Here is a 19,195-nt window from a genome sequence, read left to right on the forward strand (position 1 = left end):
GTGTTTGTCTTGAGGGATTCAGCGCCTGGGAGATCGAGCGCCGCCCGCGCGGCGCTTCGCAGCACAAGGCTGCTCCTACATCTGTTTCGGGCCAGTTATTCCTGTGGCAAAGGCGCGCGGCCACTTGGTGTCCACCTCGATATCATGCCGGGCAAACAAGGCGGTCGCGTGCATTGGGGCAGGCGTAATTGGCCCGAAACAGATGTAGGAGCAGCCTTGTGCTGCGAAGCGCCGCGCGGGCGGCGCTCGATCCCACAGGCGCTGAAAATATTTCGGCAAACACCTGCTGGCCCCAACAAAATGCGCTGCGACGGTGCGTCAGCGGTAGAATCCCGCAATCAGCACAACAAACGATTCAGAGGTCGACGCGGTGGAGTTGCAGCAGGGCTTTGTCCTGACCCGACATTGGCATGACACGCCCGAAGGCACCTGCGTGGAATTCTGGCTGGCCACCGACCAGGGGCCACGACAACTGCGCCTGGCGCCACAGGTATCGGTGGCATTCATCCCCCAGGCGCAGGAAGCACACGCGCGGGTGCTGCTGGCCAACGAAGCCGGTGTCGAGTTGCGGCCGCTGCAGCTGAAGGACTTTGACCAGCGCCCGGTGCTGGGCCTGTACTGCCGCCAGCACCGGCAACTGATGCAGCTGGAGCAACGCCTGCGCACGGCCGGTATCGAGGTGTTCGAAGCCGATATTCGCCCGCCCGAGCGCTACCTGATGGAGCGCTTCATCACCGCCCCGGTGCAGTTCACCGGCCAACCGGATGCCCAAGGCGTGCTCTGCGATGCCCAGCTCAAGCCCCTGCCGGGTTATCGCCCGCCGCTGCGCCTGGTGTCGCTGGACATCGAGACCAGCGAGCGGGGCGAGCTGTACAGCATTGCCCTGGAAGGCTGTGGCCAACGCCAGGTGTACATGCTCGGGCCGGCCAACGGCACGGCTGATGACCTCGACTTCGACCTGCGCTACTGCGCCGACCGCGCCGACATACTGGCCTGCCTCAACCAGTGGATGGCCGAGCACGACCCGGATGCAATCATCGGCTGGAACCTGATCCAGTTCGACCTGCGCCTGCTGCACGAGCACGCCAAGCTGCTGCAAGTACCGCTGGCACTGGGGCGCAATGGCGCGCCGATGACCTTGCGCAGCCATGCCGGTGGTGGCCACGTGTTCGCCGATGCCCCGGGGCGGCTGCTGATCGATGGCATCGAGGCGCTGCGCTCGGCGACCTGGAGCTTCCCGTCGTTCAGCCTCGAAAGTGTCGCCCAGACCTTGCTCGGTGAAGGCAAGGCCATCGACACGCCGTACCAGCGCATGGATGAAATCAACCGCCGCTTCGCCGAGGACAAGCCGGCTTTGGCGCGCTACAACCTCAAGGATTGCGAGCTGGTGACGCGCATCTTCGCCCACACCCGCCTGCTCGAATTCCTGCTGGAGCGGTCTTCGGTCACCGGCCTTGCGGTGGACCGCAGCGGTGGTTCGGTGGCCGCGTTCTGCCATTTGTACATCCCGCAGATGCACCGCCTGGGCTTCGTCGCCCCCAACCTCGGCAGCCGCCCCGACGAAGCCAGCCCCGGTGGCTTCGTCATGGATTCGCGCCCGGGCCTGTACGACTCTGTGCTGGTGCTGGACTACAAGAGCCTGTACCCGTCGATCATTCGTACCTTCCTGATAGACCCGGTGGGGCTGGTCGAAGGCTTGCGCCTGCCCGACGATGAACACTCGGTGGAAGGCTTCCGCGGGGGGCGTTTTTCCCGTAGCGAGCATTGCCTGCCGGCCATCGTCGAGCGTGTATGGCAGGGCCGGGAAGCGGCCAAGCGCGAGGGCAACGCGCCGCTGTCGCAGGCGCTGAAGATCATCATGAATGCCTTCTACGGAGTGTTGGGTTCGAGCGGCTGCCGCTTCTTCGACCCGCGCCTGGCTTCATCGATCACCATGCGCGGCCACCAGATCATGCGCCAGACCCGTGCGCTGATCGAAGCCAGGGGCTACGAGGTGATCTACGGCGATACCGACTCCACCTTCGTCTGGCTCAAGGGCGCCCACGGCGAGGAGGCAGCAGCACGCATCGGCCGTGAGCTGGTGGCCCAGGTCAACCAGTGGTGGCGCGAACACCTGCGCGAGCAGATGAACCTGGAAAGCGCGCTGGAGCTGCAGTTCGAGGTGCATTACCGGCGCTTCCTGATGCCCACCATCCGCGGCACGGACGAAGGCAGCAAGAAGCGCTACGCCGGGCTGGTGCAGCGGGCCGATGGCAGCGAGCAGATGGTCTACAAGGGCCTGGAGTCGGTGCGTACCGACTGGTCGCCGCTGGCCCGGGAGTTCCAGCAGGAGCTTTATGGCCGGATATTCCGCGGGGAGCCTTACCAGGCGTATGTGCGCGATTATGTACGGCGCACCCTGGCGGGCGAGCTGAATGAGCTGATGGTGTACCGCAAGCGTTTGCGCCGGCCGCTAGCCGATTACCAGCGCAATGTGCCACCGCACGTGCGTGCGGCCCGGCTGGCCGATGACTACAACCGCCGCCTTGGCCGCCCGTTGCAATACCAGCGCGGCGGCTGGATCAGCTATCTGATCACCCTGGCGGGCCCCGAACCCCTGGAAAACCTGCAAGCACCGGTGGACTACGAGCATTACCTGACGCGGCAGCTGCAGCCGGTGGCTGATGCCATCCTGCCTTTCGTTGGCGACAGTTTCGAAGGGCTGACCGGCCAGCAGCTGGCGCTGTTCTGAAGAGGTGGTAGCTATCTAGCCAATCGCTTGGCAAGCCTGCGTCTAGTGTCGGGCCTTTGGATCAGCCAGAGGCGCAACAACGTGACTACACCCCGCCAGGAACTACCGCCAACCGCCGATACGCTGGCCATGGAGCAGGCCTATCAGGACAACCTCATCGTCAAGCGACTGCCCAGATGGATTCGCCGGCTGCGTATCGTATCGCCGACCGAGCAGAACATCCCGGCCAACGGTCTGTATGAATCGCAGCATGCTGCTTTACGTAACGCATTGAAAGACAGCCTGGCCTGTCGACAGTGGCTGGAAAAGGAGCTTGCGCGCATCGAGGGCATCGACCGTTTCGTCAAGCCGCTGCTACAACACGCCATGCAGGAAGAATTCGTCACCAGGGAAAATGTCGATGGCCTGTATTTCAGGCGCTGGTACACCTACACCGCTCCCAGCCAGGGCACCGTGTGGGGGCGCTACCCGGTGGTGGAAAAGGACTATTTCGACGTACCGCTGATCGAGGCGGCACTGGACAACTTCACGCCGGGCGAGGGGCGGAACGAACAGCACAAGGACAACTGCATCGTCGACAGCCTGTCGCAACGCCTCGCGTCGCCAACCGCGCCTGCCTTCGCGCGCTTGTGCCGCAAGCTGGACCTGGGCAAGCGCTATCAACAGCACCTGGACTCCGTGCTCAAAGCGCCGAACAGCCAGGCCAGCGGCTGGCGCAGCATGGCTTCGACGCTTGCCCAGCTGTACAGCTCGGTCATGCTGATCGATGCGTGCAAGGCCAAGAGTGATGGCGTACTGAATGCCGCTGAACTGGAACTGGTGGTGGACCTGTGCAAGCACGGACGCCCCGGCACGCTCTACGAATCGAAAGTGGTGGCCCGGCAACTGAAGGCGTTCGGCTGCGACTTGCAACAGATCGTGATACTCGATGTATTTCATGACAAGGTCAGCCGCAAGATCATTGTCTATATTCCCGATGACCCCCACGGTCCCTGGACCGCAAGCCCCGACCTGGAAAGCTTCACCCGCAAGGTCCTGGGCCAGCGTCTGCGAGACAAGCGCTATCAGGATTTCTTCAAACGCTTCATACGCCGGCGCGACAGCCAGCAGTTCTTCTCCAGAGTTGCCAAGGACCTGGTAGGCGTCGCCGATTGGGCAACCCGGGAAATGGACCAGCACATGCGGGACTACCCGCTGCCGTTGTTCGAGCACCTTGCTTGCGCGCGCATCGATCACATCAAGGACGATGCTGCGCTGATTGCAACGCCGGTGTCGGACCTTGATCGCAAGGCCCAGGAAGCCCATCAACAAAGGTTGGTTGCCGAGGGTTGGACCCTGGCCACGGTGGCGGGCGTGTTCATCCCTGCGCTCAATGCACTGCTGCTGGCGGTAATGGTCTGGGACCTGCTGGGCGAGTTGTTCCAGGCCGTGGAAGACTGGCGCGAGGGCGATACCAGCGCCGCAATGGAGCATGTGCTCAGCGTGACCAAAGACCTGGCCGTGATCGGTGTAACTGCTGTGGTATGGCGGGAAGCGAGCCGGGCCTGGGCCGCATTGGACCAATGGGTGCCAGCGCGCCTGGAAGACGGCAGCGAGAAACTCTGGAATGGAGACCTGGTGCCGTTTCGCAGCGCTGCACCTCCCGCTGGGGAAGTGGCCGATGCAATGGGCATCTACCGTGCCCAGGACAGAAGCTGGATGACCATGGACGGCCACAACTACGAAATCGTCCAGCGCGCAGATGAAGAGTGGCAACTGGCACCACGAGATGGTCATGGACCTTTGTTGCGTCACAATGACGCCGGTGCCTGGCGGCTATGGACCGAGCAACCGGCCAGCTGGACAGACAAGCACAGGATGTTCCGCCGCCTTGGTGAGCGTTTCGCTCGCCTGGATGATGAACAGATTGACCAGGCCATGGCCGTCCATGCCCTGGATGCAGAGCATCTACGGGCGCTGCATGTGTACGGCCGACCACCTGAGGCCGAGCTGGTCGATACCGTAGAGCGCCTGCTGATCGACCGCCGGCTGCAAACGCTGCTGGACGATTTGAAGCTCGGGCGGGTGCCGGAGGACGCGCCGTTGCTGGCGAAGGCCCGCGCCCTGCCTGGTGTCACCGAGCAGGGCGGGCCAACATTGGCGGCGCAGGTTTCGGCAAGGCGGCGCCAGCTGTTTCAACAGGTGTATGACGGGCAGCAGGAGCCAGACGATGCGGCGGTGGCAACCTTGCGCAAGGCCTTCCCGAGCCTGCATCGCCGAGCGGCGCGCGAGCTTGTAGGTGAGCTGTCGGCAGAAGGTGCGGAGTTTCAGGCACTGGTCAGCGGCACGGTGCCGTTTCGGCTGGTCGAAAGGGCCAGGCTGAGCGTACTGCGCATACGTGTTGCGCGTGCCTGCGAGGCGCTGTTCATCGAGACGCCCCAGACCCTGGACCAGGCCAAGGTCGCGCTGACGCTGCTGGAGACGCTGGATGTCAGGGAGACCAGGCCGCGCTGGCGGCTGTACGATGGCGATAGCCCGCAGCCGATAATGACTACTGCTGGCGACGGGCAGAACTACAGGCTTGTGCATGACAACGGGCAGTTCGAGCTTGAAGATGCGCTAGGCCTCGAACTGAGTGGCCCCGGCGAGCTGTTCGAGACCTTGGCGGCTGCGTTTGCCCCGGCCGATCATGCGGCACTCGGTATCACTGAACCCTACGGCCCGGGTTTGAGAGCAGTGTTGGCCCGGCAAATGCCCGGGCACAGCAAAGTACTCGCCCAAGTGTTGGGCAAAAACCCTCGACAGCCATGGATGCTGGCGCCACTTCGCCTGGAGGATGGCAGGGTCGGTTACCCGCTGGGCGGCGGCCTGGGGCGCTTTGCCCGGCCTGCGTCTCGACCCCGGGCATTCGAAGCGCGTCTGCGCGACCTTTACCCAGCGTACAGTGACGAGCAGATCGAAGCCTGGCTGACCACGTTGCATGCTTCGGGGCGTGATACCGACACCGAGCTTGGTGTGCTCGAAGAGCAGGCCCGCCGGTTGAGCGACCACTTGAAAAGCTGGGAGCGCCGAGGGTTGCTGGCCGGAGAACAAGCCGAGCGCAAGCGGTTTCGCAAAGCAATCATGCAATGCTGGCGGGAACGGGTGCCCGCTCAAGTTACACCTGAGCATCAACGTCTGGCTTTAACTTGGCAGTACAGCGCGTATGACCTGTGCTCATTGCCTGAACTGGGCCCACTCTTCAGCTTCCCGCACGTTACCGAACTTTCCCTGCGCAGCCTGTTGCTGAAAGAGGTACCAGAGCAGTTCCTGCTCTCATTCCCCAATCTGACGTCCCTGGAACTGAGCTACAACCAGTTGCAACGTCTGCCAGCGAGCCTGTCGTTGCTCAATGACTTGCGCATACTCGACTTGTCCGGCAATCGCATCTCTCTGGACGAGCCCCAGGCTCAATTGCTGGCGCAATGCAGCCGGTTACGTTACCTGAACCTTTCGGACAATCGCTTGAACATGACCTTTTCTGTGGCGCAGATGAACCAGTTGGCCGAACTGCGTTTGCGCAATGCCGGGTTGGTATTGCTGCCCGAGGGCATCACGGATTGTCAGACGTTGTACATGCTCGATGCTTCCAACAACTTCATCACTCTGTTGCCTCCCAACTTCATTCAGTCCCCGTTGTGGCGGGACGGCTACGTGGCGCTGTCAGGCAATCCTGTGCTGCTGCACCAGGCTGAAGATGTGCAGGAGGCCTGGAACATTCCGGAGGACAGTTTGGTCCCTCACAAATTTCGCTGGGTGGACCGCCTGGACGGTGATAGACGCGAAGATCTGGGTAACCTGTGGGCTACTGTTGAGCAGATGGATGGGGTGACGAACTTCATGCAATTGCTGAAACAGCTTACGCGCTCGCAAGACTTCACCCATCCTCGATATGGGGAAATGCTGGCTACACGCGTTTTGACCATGATGGAAAAGGTGGACAGCTCAGCAGCATTGGCCAATGAAATTTTCGCCAATGCGCTGGTTGAAAACTGTGCCGACAATGCCACGGTTGTCTTCCAGCAGCTTGAGATCCGATGCCTTGTGTGGGAAGCCAAGCAGGCCGCCCCTTCTGGTAGCCAGGAACGAGCCCTGGTAAATCTGGCGCGGCAGTTGTGGAGGCAACAGGAGGTTGACTTCATCGCCATGCGCGAGGCTGAGGCTGCAGGTGCGAGCATTGAGTCGGTCGAATGGGCGCTGGCCTACTCGATCCGCTTGCGCGAGGACCTGGGCCTGCCTGGCAACGCGCGGAGCATGCTACACGCGGGCATCCCGAACCTGGATGACGCTTCGGTGATGCGCGCGGCTGATCAGGTCAGGCGTAACGAGACAGACCAATCGGTGGCAGTGTGGATGGTCCAGCAACCGTTCTGGAGAAATTATCTCGAGAAACGCTACGTGCGCGAACTGGAAGTACCGGCCAGTTTTCAGAACCAGTTGGCAGAGGATGCCGATGCCGAGGACGCCGCCAGGTTGATGGCGGAAATCAGGCTTTGGACCGAAAAGACCGAGCTTCAACTGACCATCGAGGCTCTGCAACGGCCGGTATGACCAGGGCGCATTGGACTATGCTCAAGCTACAAGTGATAGAGGTACTTTTTCGGGCTCGGGACGGGGAGCGACCGCACTTGGTAACCGCCGGTTACTGTTCATTCAAACATGGAGGCCTTTTGCTGGTTTACGCTCGCTCGTCGGATCTTTCGCCCTGATCTGTAGTCTTCTGGTTTATCGAGAGAATAAGGAGATACGCATGCTCGTCCGGTCACTGACCCTCGCCACCTTGCTCGCGCTTGTCGCCCCTGTGTTTGCTGCCGACAGTGACGCGCCGCTGGCCAAGGAACTGGGCAAGGCCAGGCCCTTGGTCGTCATTGCACCCAGCAGCGCCGACCCAACGTTGCGTGGGTTGAACGAGGCCCTCAAGGACCCGGCCACCCAGGCCGCCTTCAAAGAGCGCAACCTGGTGGTGTACAGCGTTGCCAACATGATGGGCAAGCGTGAGGACAAGAACCTCGAGCAGCAGACCACCATGGCCTTGATCCGCGAGTTGAAGCTGGGTGCCAGCAAAGGCACCAAGGTGATCCTGGTGGGCAAGGACGGTGAGCGGCACATGCTCAAGGACGACGAAGAGGGAGGGGCCATCGACCCGCAGGTGATCCTCAAGGCGGTCGATGATCTGCCCGCCAGCGAAAAAGCCGTGTCGGCGCCGGAGCCTGTGGCAGCGGCGGCACCGGAACCCAAGGCCAAGGACAGCAAGCCGGCAAAGCCCGCCAAGCCGGCCGCGCCACCCAAGCCGCTGGAAGACTGACCCTGCACGACGGCCCCGAGGCACCTTGGGGCCGTTGTGTATCCCACTGTATCTGCCCACGCCGCAGACCCATTCCCATACAAAACCGCACCCCGCGCGATACATCCACGACATACCGCAACGGCCTAATGGCTCCACATTCCAACCACAGTGGAGCGACACCATGACTCAAGTACGAAACACCCTCGGCCTGCTCGGCGCTGCCCTGATCGGCAGCATGGCATTGAGCAGCAGCGCCTTTGCCGTCGAGCCGTTGGCCCAGGGTTACCAGCTGGCTTCGGCCAAGGTGGCAGGCGAGGGCAAGTGTGGTGAAGGCAAATGTGGTGGCAGCGCAAAGGCCACCCAGGGCGAAGGCAAATGCGGTGAGGGCAAGTGTGGCGCCAGCGCCAAGGCCGGTGCCGAAGGCAAGTGTGGCGAGGGCAAGTGTGGTGATGCCTCGTTCGCCAAGACCGACAGCAACCACGACGGCAAGGTCTCGCGCGACGAGTTCCTGGCGGTGGCCAAGGACCGTGCCGGCGACTTCGACAAGATCGACAGCAACCATGATGGCTTCATCTCCGAACAGGAGGCGGCGGATCACCTCAAGGCGATCTACCAGGCAAATGGCAAGGCCATGCCCGAAGGCTTGTTCAGCCACCTGACCGGCAAGTCCTGACTTTCTGCCCCATGAACCGCGCAACGCCCCTCCTGCTGGTCAGGCGGGGCGTTGTGCCTGTTGCGGAGACCTTTTCATGCACCCCACATCTTTGTCCCCTGTACCTTTAGAGGCCGGGCTAGGCCTGCGTCGCGGCCTGCTACCGGAACTGCTGGCCATGGAGGCTGGTGCCGTGGACTTCCTGGAATGCGCACCGGAAAACTGGGTTGCCGTGGGCGGTGCCTACGGCAAGGGCCTGGCGCAGTTGGCCGAGCGTTTTGCCATTACCTGCCACGGGCTGTCGTTGTCGCTGGGTGGCAGCGAGCCGCTGGACCGCCATTTCCTTGGCCAGACCCGCCAGTTTCTCGATCGCCACCAGGTGCGCCTGTACAGCGAGCACCTGAGCTACTGCAGTGATGACGGGCACCTGTACGACCTGATGCCCATTCCATTCACCGACGAAGCGGTGCGCCATGTGGCCGCGCGGATTCGCCAGGCCCAGGAATACCTGGAGCGGCGCATTGCCGTGGAAAACATCAGCTACTACGCCGCGCCGTACCAGGCGATGAGCGAACTCGACTTCATCCGCGCGGTACTCGATGAGGCCGACTGCGACCTGCTGCTGGACGTCAACAACGTCTTCGTCAATGCCTGCAATCACGGCTATGACGCCCGTGAATTCCTGGCGGGCTTGCCCCAGGCGCGGGTCTCCGGCATGCACGTGGCTGGCCATTACGATGAAGCGCCGGACCTCAAGGTAGACACCCATGGGGCTGCGGTGAAGGAGGATGTGTGGGCGCTGTACGCGGTCGCCTGTGCGCGCTTCGGTGTGCAACCGACCGTGCTCGAGCGTGATTTCAACTATCCGCCGCTGGCCGAGCTGCTCGCCGAGGCGGCGCGCATCCGCACTGTGCAGCGTGCTGCGGGAGGGCATGCAAATGAATGAGACCTTGCGTGAGCAGCAGTACACCTTGGCCCGGCACCTGCGTGACCCGCAGCGCCATGCGCCGCCGCCGGGCGTGGAGGCCCGGCGCCTGAAGGTTTACCGCGAGCTGTTCTATGGTGCTATCGAAGGTTTGCTGGCCGGCAGTTTTCCGGTGATGCGCCAGGCGTTGGGCGAACCGCGCTGGCATGCCCGAGTGCGAGATTTCTATGCCAACTATCGCAGCCAGACACCGTTGTTCACCGAGATTGCCGAAGCGTTCGTCGATTACCTGCAAGGCATCGAGCTGGATGCGCCCTGGCAGCTGGAGCTGGCGCACTATGAGTGGGTCGAGGCGCAGTTGTATCTGAGCGATGCCGAGGACCCGGCCCATGAACCGGCAGGCGACCTGCTGGAAGGGGAGCCACTGTTGTCGTGTGTGGCACGCGTGTTGGCCTATCGCTGGCCGGTGGAGCGGATCGGGGCGGATTACCAGCCAGCGGTGGCGCCAGAGGCGCCGACCTTGTTGCTGGTTTATCGCGATGCTGGGTTGAAGGTGCGCTTCGCGCGCCTGGCGCCGCTGGCGTACCGGTTGCTGGCATTGGAACAGGGCAGTGGGCGGGCGCGGTTGGAGGCGTTGGGCGGTGCTGTGGAGGAGGGGTTGGCGTTGCTGGAGGGGCTGCGCGAGCAAGGGGTTATCATCGGTACAGGTTGAGTGCGGGTACGGGGGGCGCCTTGCGCCCCTATCGCGACACAAGGCCGCTCCTACAGAGGTACGCGATCCCCTGTAGGAGCGGCCTTGTGTCGCGATGGGCTGCAACGCAGCCCCGGCAATATCACCTGCAGAACCGCCCTCTGAGCCAATGATCCAGGCTCAACCGCCCAGCCCCTTTCAGCAGCAGTGGCAGCAACGCCACCAGGTAGATCAGCGGCAACTTGAAGTTGCCAAAGCCCTGGTCGGTAATCGCATACCCTTGGGCCAGCTCGGCCAGGTTCGACCAGTGCGCCGGCCAATGCACCGCGGCAATCGCCACCACGGTCACCACCATCAGCCCCAACGAGGCCAGCCGGGTACCTAGCCCCAGCAACAGCAGTAACGGCAGGATCAGCTCCGCCCACATCGACAGCTGCCAGTTCAGCTCTGCAGGCAGCAGCTTGAAGGGGAACGGGAAGTTCCCTTGCAGGTCGGCGAACCAGTTGCTGCCATTGAATTTCTCCCAGCCGGATTCGAAAAATTCCCAGGCCAGGAACAGCCGCAACGGCAGGTCGGCGCTCCAGGTACCGAAACGGTCGAAGGTGGTCAGGGTGCGGGTCAAGGTGGTCATGCTGGTTTCTCTCTTCAGGAAAGGGCACGGGCGTTACGGCGTTGCTGACGGGCCAGCTTGGCGGTGAGCTTGACGGCGATGGCGCTGAACATCAGGGCGAACGCCAGCGGGTACCAGCCGCCCATGGGGATGCGTTTGTAGAACGACAGGCAGAACACCGCGGCCAGTACCCACATGCCGGTGCTGTGCAGGGCCTGCCAGGCACGGCCACCCAACAGGCGCATCGGGGCCTTGAACGAGGTGATGGTGAGCAGCAGCAGGAACAGGTAGCCGAGGGTGCCGGGCAGGCTGGAAGTGAGCGTGCGGCCGGCCCAGAACAGCTCGGGGAATTGCTGGGCATAGCGGTAGATCAGTACGCCGTGCACGGTGTGGGAAAAGGCGAATGCCAACCCCAGATAGCGCCGTTCCTGGAGGATGCGGCGGCTGCTGGTGCCAGGCAGCAAGGTCACCAGCGACGAGGCCAGGAAGGCCAGCAGGAATAGCGCGAAGGAGCTGCGCGCAGTGGCACGGATCGCGCTGCGCAGGCCGTCCGGATCAGGTTGGCTGGCCAGGACCACGGCGGTCATCGCCAAGGTCAGGCCGGCGAGCGTGGCGAACAGCTTCCAGCCGGAGGGAAGGGTGAGGGGTTTCATCAGGGAGGCTCCCGGGGTGTGGTTGTGTGACCGGGAGTGTGTCGGGGTGGGGTATCTGCAGTGTGTCGGCGGTGGTGGGGTTGTGTATCGGATTGTAGAAGTCGCTCAAGCGCCGCAGTCCCTGTAGGAGCGGCCTTGTGTCGCGATGGGCTGCGAAGCAGCCCCAGGTTTTCAGCTTCGCCGCATGAATTGCCGGGGCCGCTTTGCGGCCCGATCGCGACACAAGGCCGCTCCTACCTGAGATTGCCTTACTTCAGCTCGATCTGCGCGCACAGCCCGCCGCCTGCGCGGTTGCTCAGGGTCAGTCGGCCACCCATGGCCTGGATCAGCTGATGGGCAATCGCCAACCCCAGCCCTGTGCCGCCGGTGCTGCGGTTGCGTGAACCTTCCACGCGATAGAACGGCTTGAGCACTTCATCCAGTTCGCCGCCGGGTATGCCTGGCCCGTTGTCGAGCACGCGGATCAACGTCCTGTCGCCCTCGCGGCACACCTCCAGTTCGGCAGCACCGGCAAACTTGAGGGCGTTGTCCACCAGGTTCACCAGCACCCGGCGCAGGGCATGCGGGCGGGTTTCCAGCAGGCTGCCGCTGCTGCCATGGCGCTCGACCTGGGCGCCACTGTCCTGGTAGTCGAACACCAGGCTGTCGAGAAAGGCATCGAGGTTGACCCGGCACGGGGCCTCGGTGCTGGTGTCCATGCTGCGGGCATAGGCCACGCCTTCGCGCACCAGGTGTTCCATTTCACCCAGGTCGCTCCACAGCTTGTCCTTTTCCACCCCTTCGTCCATCACTTCGACACGCAACTTCATGCGCGTGATCGGTGTTTGCAGGTCGTGGGAAATGGCCGCCAGCAACTGCATGCGTTCCTTGAGGTAGGCAGCGATGCGCGCCTGCAGGGCGTTGAAGGCCACGGCGGCGTAGCGCACCTCGCGCGGGCCGCTTTCATCCAGCTGCACGCCAGGCTTGTCCGGGTCGAGGTTGTCCACCGCACGGGCCAGGCGGGTCAGCGGGCCGATCGCCAGGCGTACCGCCAGCCAGGTGCACAGCAACAGCACGGCCAACTGGATCAGCAACACCACGGGCAGCCAACGTGCCACCGGGACCGGCGATGGGGTTACGTCGATGGTCAGCGGTGCGCCATCGGCCAGGGTCAGGTGTGCCTGGAAGTGCGCATTCGGGCCGGGTATTTCCTGGAAGGAAAGGCGATAGTCGGCGCCAATGGCCTTGACGATCGAGTCGGCGGCCATGGGCGGGTCGCTGGTCGGCATGGCTTCGCCCGCCAGGCCCTGGTCCAGCCGGTAGCGGTAGGTACGCCGCTCCAGGCGCGGCAACCAGGCGGCGCGCTCGGCCGCGGGCAGGCGGTCGAGGATGGCCACCGAGGTGGCCACGTCCTGCTCCAGGGTGCTGAGCATCATCGAGCGGCTGCTGATGTAGCGCTCGTAGGCCTGCAGGCCGAACGACAGGCCGTAGGCCAGCACCAGGCCGGTGAAGAAGATCAGTGCCAGGCGCGAGGCCAGGGTACGTGGCCATTTCATGATGGTGACTCGAGCAGTTGCACCGGCAGCGAGAACACGTAGCCCTCGCTGCGCACGGTCTTGATGCAGCTGGGTTCGCGGGCGTCGTCACCCAGGCGCTGGCGCAGGCGGCTGACCAGCAGGTCGATGGAGCGGTCGAAGATGTCGGCTTCGCGGCCCTGGGTCAGGTTGAGCAACTGCTCACGGCTGAGCACCCGCTGCGGGTGGTCGAGAAACACCCGCAGCAGGCGGTATTCGGCACCGCTCAGGGCTACCAGGGTGCCTTCGCTGTCGAGCAGGTGGCGCGCGGTGGTGTCCAGCCGCCACTGGCCGAAGCCGAGCAGGCGGCTGCTTTCGCTGATGGTCAGGTTGGGCGGCAGCATGCGCGTGCGGCGCAGCACGGCGTTGATGCGGGCCAGCAGTTCGCGGGCCGAGAACGGCTTGGTCAGGTAATCGTCGGCGCCCATTTCCAGGCCGATTATACGGTCGGTTTCGTCGTTGCGGGCGGTCAGCATCAGCACCGGGGTGTTGCGGTGCTTGCCGGCGCGCAGCTCGCGGCACAACAGCAGGCCGTCGTCGCCGGGCATCATGATGTCCAGGACGATCAGGTCGACGCTGTTGGCTTCGAGAAAGGCGCGCATCTGCCGGCCGTCGGCGACGATGCTGGTGCGCAGGCCGTTCTTCTTCAGGTAGTTGCCGACCAGTTCGCGGATTTCGCGGTCGTCGTCGACGATCAGGATGTGATCGACGTGTTCCATGCGCTGCGTTCCTGTGCAAGAGGGGATGGGCGCAGTGTACCGAGCGCATTCGCGCTTGCCTGCGGGGGTTTGTATTGCAGTGTATCTGGCATGTGTACAGACACAGGAGGAAGCACATCACAGCTTCGGGCGACACATACGGGATACCTGGCCGGCGTGAAATGGCTCTCGACCGGGGAGCACAACTCCCCACCCTCAAGCGTTACACAGGAGAGATGCCATGAACTTCATTACCTTCGCCCGTGCCAGCCTGTTCGCCGTGCTCAGCTTTGGCGCCATTGCCGCCCAGGCCTCCACGATGCCGATGGACGATACCGGGGTCATGCAGTACCGCTACGGTGACCACCTGGATGTGAAGAAAGTGCTGTCGATTCAGGATGACCAGAGCGACGCCTGCGGCCTGGTGAACACCCGCATGGACTACCTCGACTCCAAGGGCCAGCAGCAGAGCGTGCAGTACCGCACCTACGCCACCGGCGGTTGCCATGAGAATTGATCGCCGCTTGTTGTTGAAGGTTGGCGGCGTTGCCCTGGCGCTGGCCGGCCTGGGCCTGGCCGGGCACCTGATGGCCCGCGACAGCTACGGTGCCATGCCGTCGCTGTCCGGCGCCAGCCAGTGGCTGAACTCGGCGCCGCTGGATGGCCCCGGGCTCAAGGGCAAGGTGGTGCTGGTGGACTTCTGGACCTGGGACTGCATCAACTGCCGGCGCAGCCTGCCGCATGTGAACGAATGGGCGCGGCGCTATGCCGACCAGGGCCTGGTGGTGGTCGGCGTGCACACCCCGGAGTACGACTACGAGCACGATGTAGGCACCTTGCGTGACAAGGTGGCCAGCCTGGGGATTGGTTACCCGGTGGCGGTGGATAACGACTACAAGGTGTGGAATGCCTGGGGCAACCAGTTCTGGCCGGCGCATTACTTTGTCGACCGCAAGGGGCAGGTGCGCCATGTGCACTTTGGCGAGGGGGATTATGGTGGGCAGGAGCAGGTGATACAGGCGTTGCTGGATGAAAAAGGGTGAGTTGTCTGTGCCGGCCTCTTCGCGGGCTTGCCCGCTCACACAGGGATTTGCGTAATCAGTGAAATCTGCGCAGTACCTGTGGGAGCGGGCAAGCCCGCGAAGAAGCCAACCCCTGTCTGTCAGGTGAAACTGGCAAAGTGCGCCTGCATCCGAGCCGCATCCGCCTGGCGCCCGCTGAACAGCTCGAACGCCTTCACCGCCTGGAACACGGCCATGTTGCTGCCATCCAGGGTGCGGCAGCCCAGCGCCCGGGCGGCGCGCAGCAGTTCGGTCTCCAGCGGGAAGTAGATGATCTCCGCCACCCACAGGCGCGCATGCAGCAACTCCACCGGCAGCGGTGTGCCCGGCAGCTTGGCCATGCCCACCGGTGTGGTGTTGACCAGCCCGTCCGCTTCGGCCAGGGCCGTGGCCAGGTCGTTGCCGACCACGGCGCGCCCGGCACCGAAGTGGGCATTCAGGTTGTCTACCAGGGCCTGCGCACGGGCCGCGTCCACTTCGAACAGTACCAGCCGCTCGACCCCTTCACCCAGCAGGGCATGGGCCACGGCCGAACCGGCACCACCGGCACCCATCTGCACCACCTGGCGCCGTGCCACATCAGGCAGGCCACGGCGCAAGCCTTCGGCAAAGCCCAGGCAGTCGGTGTTGTGGCCGACCCGCTTGCCGTCCTTGAGCACCACGGTGTTCACCGCCCCGATGCCGCGGGCTTCGTCCGACAGTTCGTCGAGCAACGGCAGGATCGCCTGCTTGAACGGGTAGGTGATGTTGAGCCCGGTGAAACCGGTGTGCTGGGCGGCGTCGAGCAGGCCGGGCAGGGCGCTGTCGTCCAGTTGCAGCTGGTCGGCATCGATCAGCCGATACAGGTAGCGCAGCGCCTGGGCATCACCTTCGTGTTCGTGCAGGGCAGGGGTGCGCGACAGCTGGATGCCACGGCCGATCAGGCCGGCGAGGATGGCTTGCTGGCTCATGCGCTGTGCTCCTGCAACATTTCGGCGAAGTGGCTGATGGCCATGCGGTAACCATGGCTGCCCAGGCCGCAGATGACCCCGACGGCGATGGACGATACGAACGACAGGTGACGGAACGGTTCGCGCTTGTGCACGTTGGACAGATGCACTTCGATTACCGGCACTTCGCTGGCCACCAGGGCATCGCGGATGGCCACCGAGGTATGGGTCCAGGCACCGGGGTTGATCACGATGCCGGCGCAGCGGCCACGGGCGGCATGGATCCAGTCGATCAGTTCACCTTCGTGGTTGGTTTGGCGGAATTCGATTTCCAGGCCGTGGGCATGGGCGGTATCGGCACAACCCTGGGCCAGGTCGGCGAGGGTTTCGTGGCCATATTGGGCAGGCTCGCGGGTGCCCAGCATGTTCAGGTTGGGGCCGTTGAGCACGAGAATGAGGGGCTTCATGACGGGCATCGCTTTGTTGTTGTTGGATGCGTCTAGTTTTGTACCGACTGGTTAGTTTAGTCAATTGGACTAAACCGCTGTACCGGGAAAGTGGGCGATTATCGAACCCTCAGCATGTACACACCCTCTGTAGGAGCAGCCTTGTGCTGCGAAGAGGCCGGCAATGCCATTACATCTGCTGTGGCAGTACCGGCCTTTTCGCAGCACAAGGCTGCTCCTACAGAGAAACGCGGACTGGATTACAAAATTGTAATTTTCCCGCCACCGCCCCGATAAGCGCGGCTTTCTACAGTCCCTCGCCAAAGCTCGCCGACGAGGATCTGTTTCGTGCCCATCCCCCGCAAGACCGCCTTGCTCTGCCTGTTGCTGGCTGTTGCCGCCAGCGCCCAGGCCAGCCAGAGCCTGAGCCTGCCGCAGGCGCTTGACGCCGCCTTTGCCCAGAACCCGGAGCTGGCCGCGGCCGGCCGGGAAATCGGCATTGCCGATGGCGAGCGGCGCCAGGCCGGGCTGATCCCCAACCCGGAGCTGTCCTGGGAGGTCGAGGACACCCGCCGTGACACCAGCACCACCACTGTCACCCTCAGCCAACCGTTGGAGCTGGGCGGCAAGCGCGGTGCACGCATCGCCGTGGCCGGTGCCGGCCAGGCCATTGCCCAGTTGGACCTGGAGCGCCAGCGCAACGGCCTGCGGGCCGATGTGGTGCAGGCGTTCCACGCGGCCCTGCGCGCGCAGACCGCGCTGGAGCTGGCGCAGCAATCGCAGGCGTTGACCGAGCGTGGGCTGCGAGTGGTGCAGGGGCGGGTGACCGCTGGCCAGTCATCGCCAGTGGAGGCCACCCGGGCCCAGGTGCAGTTGGCCCAGGCCCAGGCCGAAGTGCGCCGTGCGCAAACCCAGCGCAGTGTGGCTTACCAGGCCCTGGCACGGTTGACCGGCAGCCCGCTGGCAAGCTTCGACCAGTTGCAGGCCGCCAATCTGTCCCCCGGTGATGCGCCCAGCGCCGACGCCCTGCTCGACCAGGTCGAGCAAACGGCTGAATGGCGTCTTGCCGCCGCCCAGGTCGAGCGCGGCGAAGCGTCCCTGGGTTCGGAAAAGGCCCTGCGCATTCCCAACCTCACCGTCAGCCTTGGCAGCCAGTACAGCCGCGAAGACCGCGAGCGGGTCAATGTGGTGGGCCTGTCGATGCCCTTGCCGCTGTTCGACCGCAACCAGGGCAACGTGCTGGCCGCGGCCCGCCGTGCCGACCAGGCGCGTGACCTGCGCAACGCCGTGGAGCTGCGCCTGCGCAGTGAAACCCGCAGCGCCGTCAGCCAGTGGGCCACGGCCATGCAGGAAGTGCAGGCCTATGACCGCACCATCCTGCCCTCTGCCCAGCAGGCCGTGGACACCGCCACACGCGGTTTCGAAATGGGCAAGTTCGCCTTTCTCGATGTGCTCGACGCCCAGCGCACGCTGATCGAGGCGCGCGGGCTGTACCTCGAGGCGCTGGCCTCGGCGACCGACGCGCGGGCGCAGGTCGAGCGGATCTATGGCGACCTCGGTTCACTGTAGGAGCGGCCTTGTGTCGCGATCGGGCCGCAGAGCGGCCCCGGCAATGTGTGCATGCCGTCGAGAACCTGGGGCCGCTCTGCGGCCCGATCGCGACACAAGGCCGCTCCTACAGGCGATGGCATCAGCGCAGGACATTTGCATTCAACAGCAGGAGCAACAATGAACAACCCACGCAAGCTCGCCCTCCTGGCCGTGGCCATTGCCGCGCTTGGCCTCGGTGGCCTGGCCTGGACCGGCAACCTCGGCAACGCGTCAGGCACTGAAGCCCGGCACGACGACCACGGCGAAGACAGCCACGGCCACGGCGAGGAACAGGCCGGCGAAGGCCACGAAGAAGAGGAGGGCAAGCTGCACCTGTCCATCGCCCAGATCGAAGCTGCCGGTGTGCAACTGGCCAATGCCGGCCCTCGTGAACTGGGCACCGCCATCAGCTTCCCGGGTGAAATCCGCTTCGACGAGGACCGTACCGCCCACGTCGTGCCACGCGTGCCCGGTGTGGTCGAGTCGGTGCAAGCCGAGCTGGGCCAGGCGGTCAAGCGTGGTCAGGTGCTGGCGGTAATCGCCAGCCAGCAGATTTCCGACCTGCGCAGCGAACAACAGGCTGCCCAGCGCCGCCTGGAACTGGCGCGCCTGACCTTCCAGCGCGAACAGCAGCTGTGGCAGGAACGCATCAGTGCCGAGCAGGATTACCTGCAGGCCCGTCAGGCGTTGCAGGAAGCCGAGATTGCCTTGGCCAACGCCCGGCAGAAGGTCGCCGCCGTGGGCCCGGCCGGCGCCGGCAACCGCTATGAACTGCGCGCGCCGTTCGATGCAGTGGTGGTGGAAAAGCACCTGACCGTGGGCGAGGTGGTCGATGAGACCAGCAATGCCTTCACCCTGTCTGACCTGAGCCGGGTCTGGGCCACCTTCGCCGTCGCCCCGCGCGACCTGGACAAGGTGACCACCGGCCGCAATGTCACGGTCAGCGCGCCGGACCTGGGCGCCCAGGTCGAGGGCAAGGTCAACTACGTCGGCAGCCTGCTCGGCGAGCAGAACCGTGCCGCCACTGTTCGCGCCACGCTGGCCAACCCCAACGGCGCCTGGCGCCCCGGGCTGTTCGTCAATGTCGCGGTCAGCGTCGAACGCTTCAACGCCGCCGTGGTTGTACCGCAAAGCGCCCTGCAAACCTGGGAGGAGCAGACCGTGGTGTTTGCCCGTACCGAGGAAGGCTTCGAGGCCCGCCCGGTGAAGACCGGCCGCCGCGACGCCGGCCAGGTGGAAATCACCACCGGCCTTGCCGCCGGAACCCAGGTGGCCGCTGCCGGCAGCTTTGTCCTCAAGTCCGAGCTGGGCAAAGGCTCGGCCGAGCACAGCCATTGATCACGGGGACGCC

16 protein-coding genes are annotated in these 19,195 nt (G+C 64.2%); 10 read left to right on the top strand and 6 right to left on the bottom strand.

Translation table 11 applies throughout. From position 1 onward, the window contains the following. Positions 1-370: 370 nt before the first annotated feature. The 6 genes from C163_RS09165 to C163_RS09190 all read left to right on the top strand — a co-directional run bounded on the left by C163_RS09165 (position 371) and on the right by C163_RS09190 (position 10,325). A complete protein-coding gene (locus tag C163_RS09165; RefSeq protein ID WP_025338494.1) occupies positions 371-2,731 on the top strand; it encodes a DNA polymerase II in 2,361 nt (786 codons plus the stop codon). Between the two features lie 81 nt (positions 2,732-2,812). Next, positions 2,813-7,300, top strand: a complete 4,488-nt coding sequence (locus C163_RS09170; protein WP_025338495.1) for an NEL-type E3 ubiquitin ligase domain-containing protein — start codon at positions 2,813-2,815, stop codon at positions 7,298-7,300. Between the two features lie 199 nt (positions 7,301-7,499). Beyond that, on the top strand, positions 7,500-8,054 hold the full coding sequence (locus C163_RS09175; RefSeq protein ID WP_025338496.1) for a DUF4174 domain-containing protein: 555 nt from the start codon (positions 7,500-7,502) through the stop codon (positions 8,052-8,054). 163 nt (positions 8,055-8,217) lie between these two features. After that, positions 8,218-8,709, top strand: a complete 492-nt coding sequence (locus C163_RS09180; RefSeq protein WP_013971966.1) for a hypothetical protein — start codon at positions 8,218-8,220, stop codon at positions 8,707-8,709. A 76-nt stretch (positions 8,710-8,785) separates the two neighbouring features. Beyond that, positions 8,786-9,634 carry a DUF692 domain-containing protein gene (locus C163_RS09185; protein WP_049866756.1) on the top strand — a complete coding sequence of 283 codons (849 nt, stop codon included), beginning with the start codon at positions 8,786-8,788 and terminating at the stop codon, positions 9,632-9,634. Beyond that, positions 9,627-10,325: a DUF2063 domain-containing protein gene (locus C163_RS09190; protein ID WP_025338498.1), complete on the top strand. Its 699-nt coding sequence runs from the start codon at positions 9,627-9,629 to the stop codon at positions 10,323-10,325. The genes C163_RS09185 and C163_RS09190 overlap by 8 nt, the downstream gene beginning before the upstream one ends. Positions 10,326-10,446: 121 nt before the next feature. Here C163_RS09190 and C163_RS09195 read toward each other — a convergent pair whose 3' ends face one another. From C163_RS09195 to C163_RS09210, 4 genes are all read right to left on the bottom strand, one after another. Beyond that, positions 10,447-10,935, bottom strand: a complete 489-nt coding sequence (locus tag C163_RS09195) for a DoxX family protein (RefSeq protein WP_025338499.1) — start codon at positions 10,933-10,935, stop codon at positions 10,447-10,449. Between the two features lie 14 nt (positions 10,936-10,949). Continuing rightward, positions 10,950-11,567 carry a ferric reductase-like transmembrane domain-containing protein gene (locus tag C163_RS09200; protein ID WP_025338500.1) on the bottom strand — a complete coding sequence of 206 codons (618 nt, stop codon included), beginning with the start codon at positions 11,565-11,567 and terminating at the stop codon, positions 10,950-10,952. A gap of 248 nt (positions 11,568-11,815) precedes the next feature. Continuing rightward, on the bottom strand, positions 11,816-13,102 hold the full coding sequence (locus tag C163_RS09205; RefSeq protein WP_025338501.1) for a HAMP domain-containing sensor histidine kinase: 1,287 nt from the start codon (positions 13,100-13,102) through the stop codon (positions 11,816-11,818). Beyond that, complete coding sequence (locus C163_RS09210; RefSeq protein WP_003250463.1) at positions 13,099-13,839, bottom strand: response regulator; 741 nt, start codon at positions 13,837-13,839, stop codon at positions 13,099-13,101. The genes C163_RS09205 and C163_RS09210 overlap by 4 nt, the downstream gene beginning before the upstream one ends. Positions 13,840-14,059: 220 nt before the next feature. On the opposite strand from C163_RS09210, the gene C163_RS09215 reads away from it, so the two are divergent. Then, complete coding sequence (locus C163_RS09215) at positions 14,060-14,335, top strand: DUF2790 domain-containing protein (RefSeq protein WP_025338502.1); 276 nt, start codon at positions 14,060-14,062, stop codon at positions 14,333-14,335. Then, positions 14,325-14,861, top strand: a complete 537-nt coding sequence (locus C163_RS09220) for a thioredoxin family protein (protein ID WP_177325756.1) — start codon at positions 14,325-14,327, stop codon at positions 14,859-14,861. The genes C163_RS09215 and C163_RS09220 overlap by 11 nt, the downstream gene beginning before the upstream one ends. 119 nt (positions 14,862-14,980) lie before the next feature. Here C163_RS09220 and C163_RS09225 read toward each other — a convergent pair whose 3' ends face one another. Then, a complete protein-coding gene (locus C163_RS09225; protein ID WP_025338504.1) occupies positions 14,981-15,829 on the bottom strand; it encodes a shikimate dehydrogenase in 849 nt (282 codons plus the stop codon). Continuing rightward, the gene (gene aroQ / locus C163_RS09230) at positions 15,826-16,275 is read right to left on the bottom strand and encodes a type II 3-dehydroquinate dehydratase (protein WP_025338505.1); all 450 of its coding nucleotides are present in this window, start codon (positions 16,273-16,275) and stop codon (positions 15,826-15,828) included. Before aroQ ends, C163_RS09225 begins: the two co-directional genes overlap by 4 nt. Before the next feature lie 327 nt (positions 16,276-16,602). Here aroQ and C163_RS09235 point away from each other — a divergent pair, with 327 nt between their 5' ends. Together C163_RS09235 and C163_RS09240 are read left to right on the top strand one after the other, a co-directional pair. Next, positions 16,603-17,823 carry a TolC family protein gene (locus C163_RS09235; RefSeq protein ID WP_038408053.1) on the top strand — a complete coding sequence of 407 codons (1,221 nt, stop codon included), beginning with the start codon at positions 16,603-16,605 and terminating at the stop codon, positions 17,821-17,823. Positions 17,824-17,982: 159 nt separating this feature from the next. Then, positions 17,983-19,182: an efflux RND transporter periplasmic adaptor subunit gene (locus C163_RS09240; RefSeq protein WP_025341166.1), complete on the top strand. Its 1,200-nt coding sequence runs from the start codon at positions 17,983-17,985 to the stop codon at positions 19,180-19,182. The last annotated feature ends 13 nt before the right edge of the window (positions 19,183-19,195 follow it).

This window comes from Pseudomonas sp. FGI182 (assembly GCF_000511325.1).
Lineage (GTDB): Bacteria > Pseudomonadota > Gammaproteobacteria > Pseudomonadales > Pseudomonadaceae > Aquipseudomonas > Aquipseudomonas putida_Z.

What these genes read in the sequence shown, in the direction of transcription:
- C163_RS09205 (WP_025338501.1), bottom strand. Translation starts at nt 13,102, where the DNA reads ATGAAATGGCCACGTACCCTGGCCTCGCGCCTGGCACTGATCTTCTTC.
- aroQ (WP_025338505.1), bottom strand. Translation starts at nt 16,275, where the DNA reads ATGAAGCCCCTCATTCTCGTGCTCAACGGCCCCAACCTGAACATGCTG.
- C163_RS09185 (WP_049866756.1), top strand. Translation starts at nt 8,786, where the DNA reads ATGCACCCCACATCTTTGTCCCCTGTACCTTTAGAGGCCGGGCTAGGC.
- C163_RS09210 (WP_003250463.1), bottom strand. Translation starts at nt 13,839, where the DNA reads ATGGAACACGTCGATCACATCCTGATCGTCGACGACGACCGCGAAATC.
- C163_RS09195 (WP_025338499.1), bottom strand. Translation starts at nt 10,935, where the DNA reads ATGACCACCTTGACCCGCACCCTGACCACCTTCGACCGTTTCGGTACC.
- C163_RS09180 (WP_013971966.1), top strand. Translation starts at nt 8,218, where the DNA reads ATGACTCAAGTACGAAACACCCTCGGCCTGCTCGGCGCTGCCCTGATC.
- C163_RS09215 (WP_025338502.1), top strand. Translation starts at nt 14,060, where the DNA reads ATGAACTTCATTACCTTCGCCCGTGCCAGCCTGTTCGCCGTGCTCAGC.
- C163_RS09190 (WP_025338498.1), top strand. Translation starts at nt 9,627, where the DNA reads ATGAATGAGACCTTGCGTGAGCAGCAGTACACCTTGGCCCGGCACCTG.
- C163_RS09240 (WP_025341166.1), top strand. Translation starts at nt 17,983, where the DNA reads ATGAACAACCCACGCAAGCTCGCCCTCCTGGCCGTGGCCATTGCCGCG.
- C163_RS09200 (WP_025338500.1), bottom strand. Translation starts at nt 11,567, where the DNA reads ATGAAACCCCTCACCCTTCCCTCCGGCTGGAAGCTGTTCGCCACGCTC.
- C163_RS09220 (WP_177325756.1), top strand. Translation starts at nt 14,325, where the DNA reads ATGAGAATTGATCGCCGCTTGTTGTTGAAGGTTGGCGGCGTTGCCCTG.
- C163_RS09175 (WP_025338496.1), top strand. Translation starts at nt 7,500, where the DNA reads ATGCTCGTCCGGTCACTGACCCTCGCCACCTTGCTCGCGCTTGTCGCC.
- C163_RS09225 (WP_025338504.1), bottom strand. Translation starts at nt 15,829, where the DNA reads ATGAGCCAGCAAGCCATCCTCGCCGGCCTGATCGGCCGTGGCATCCAG.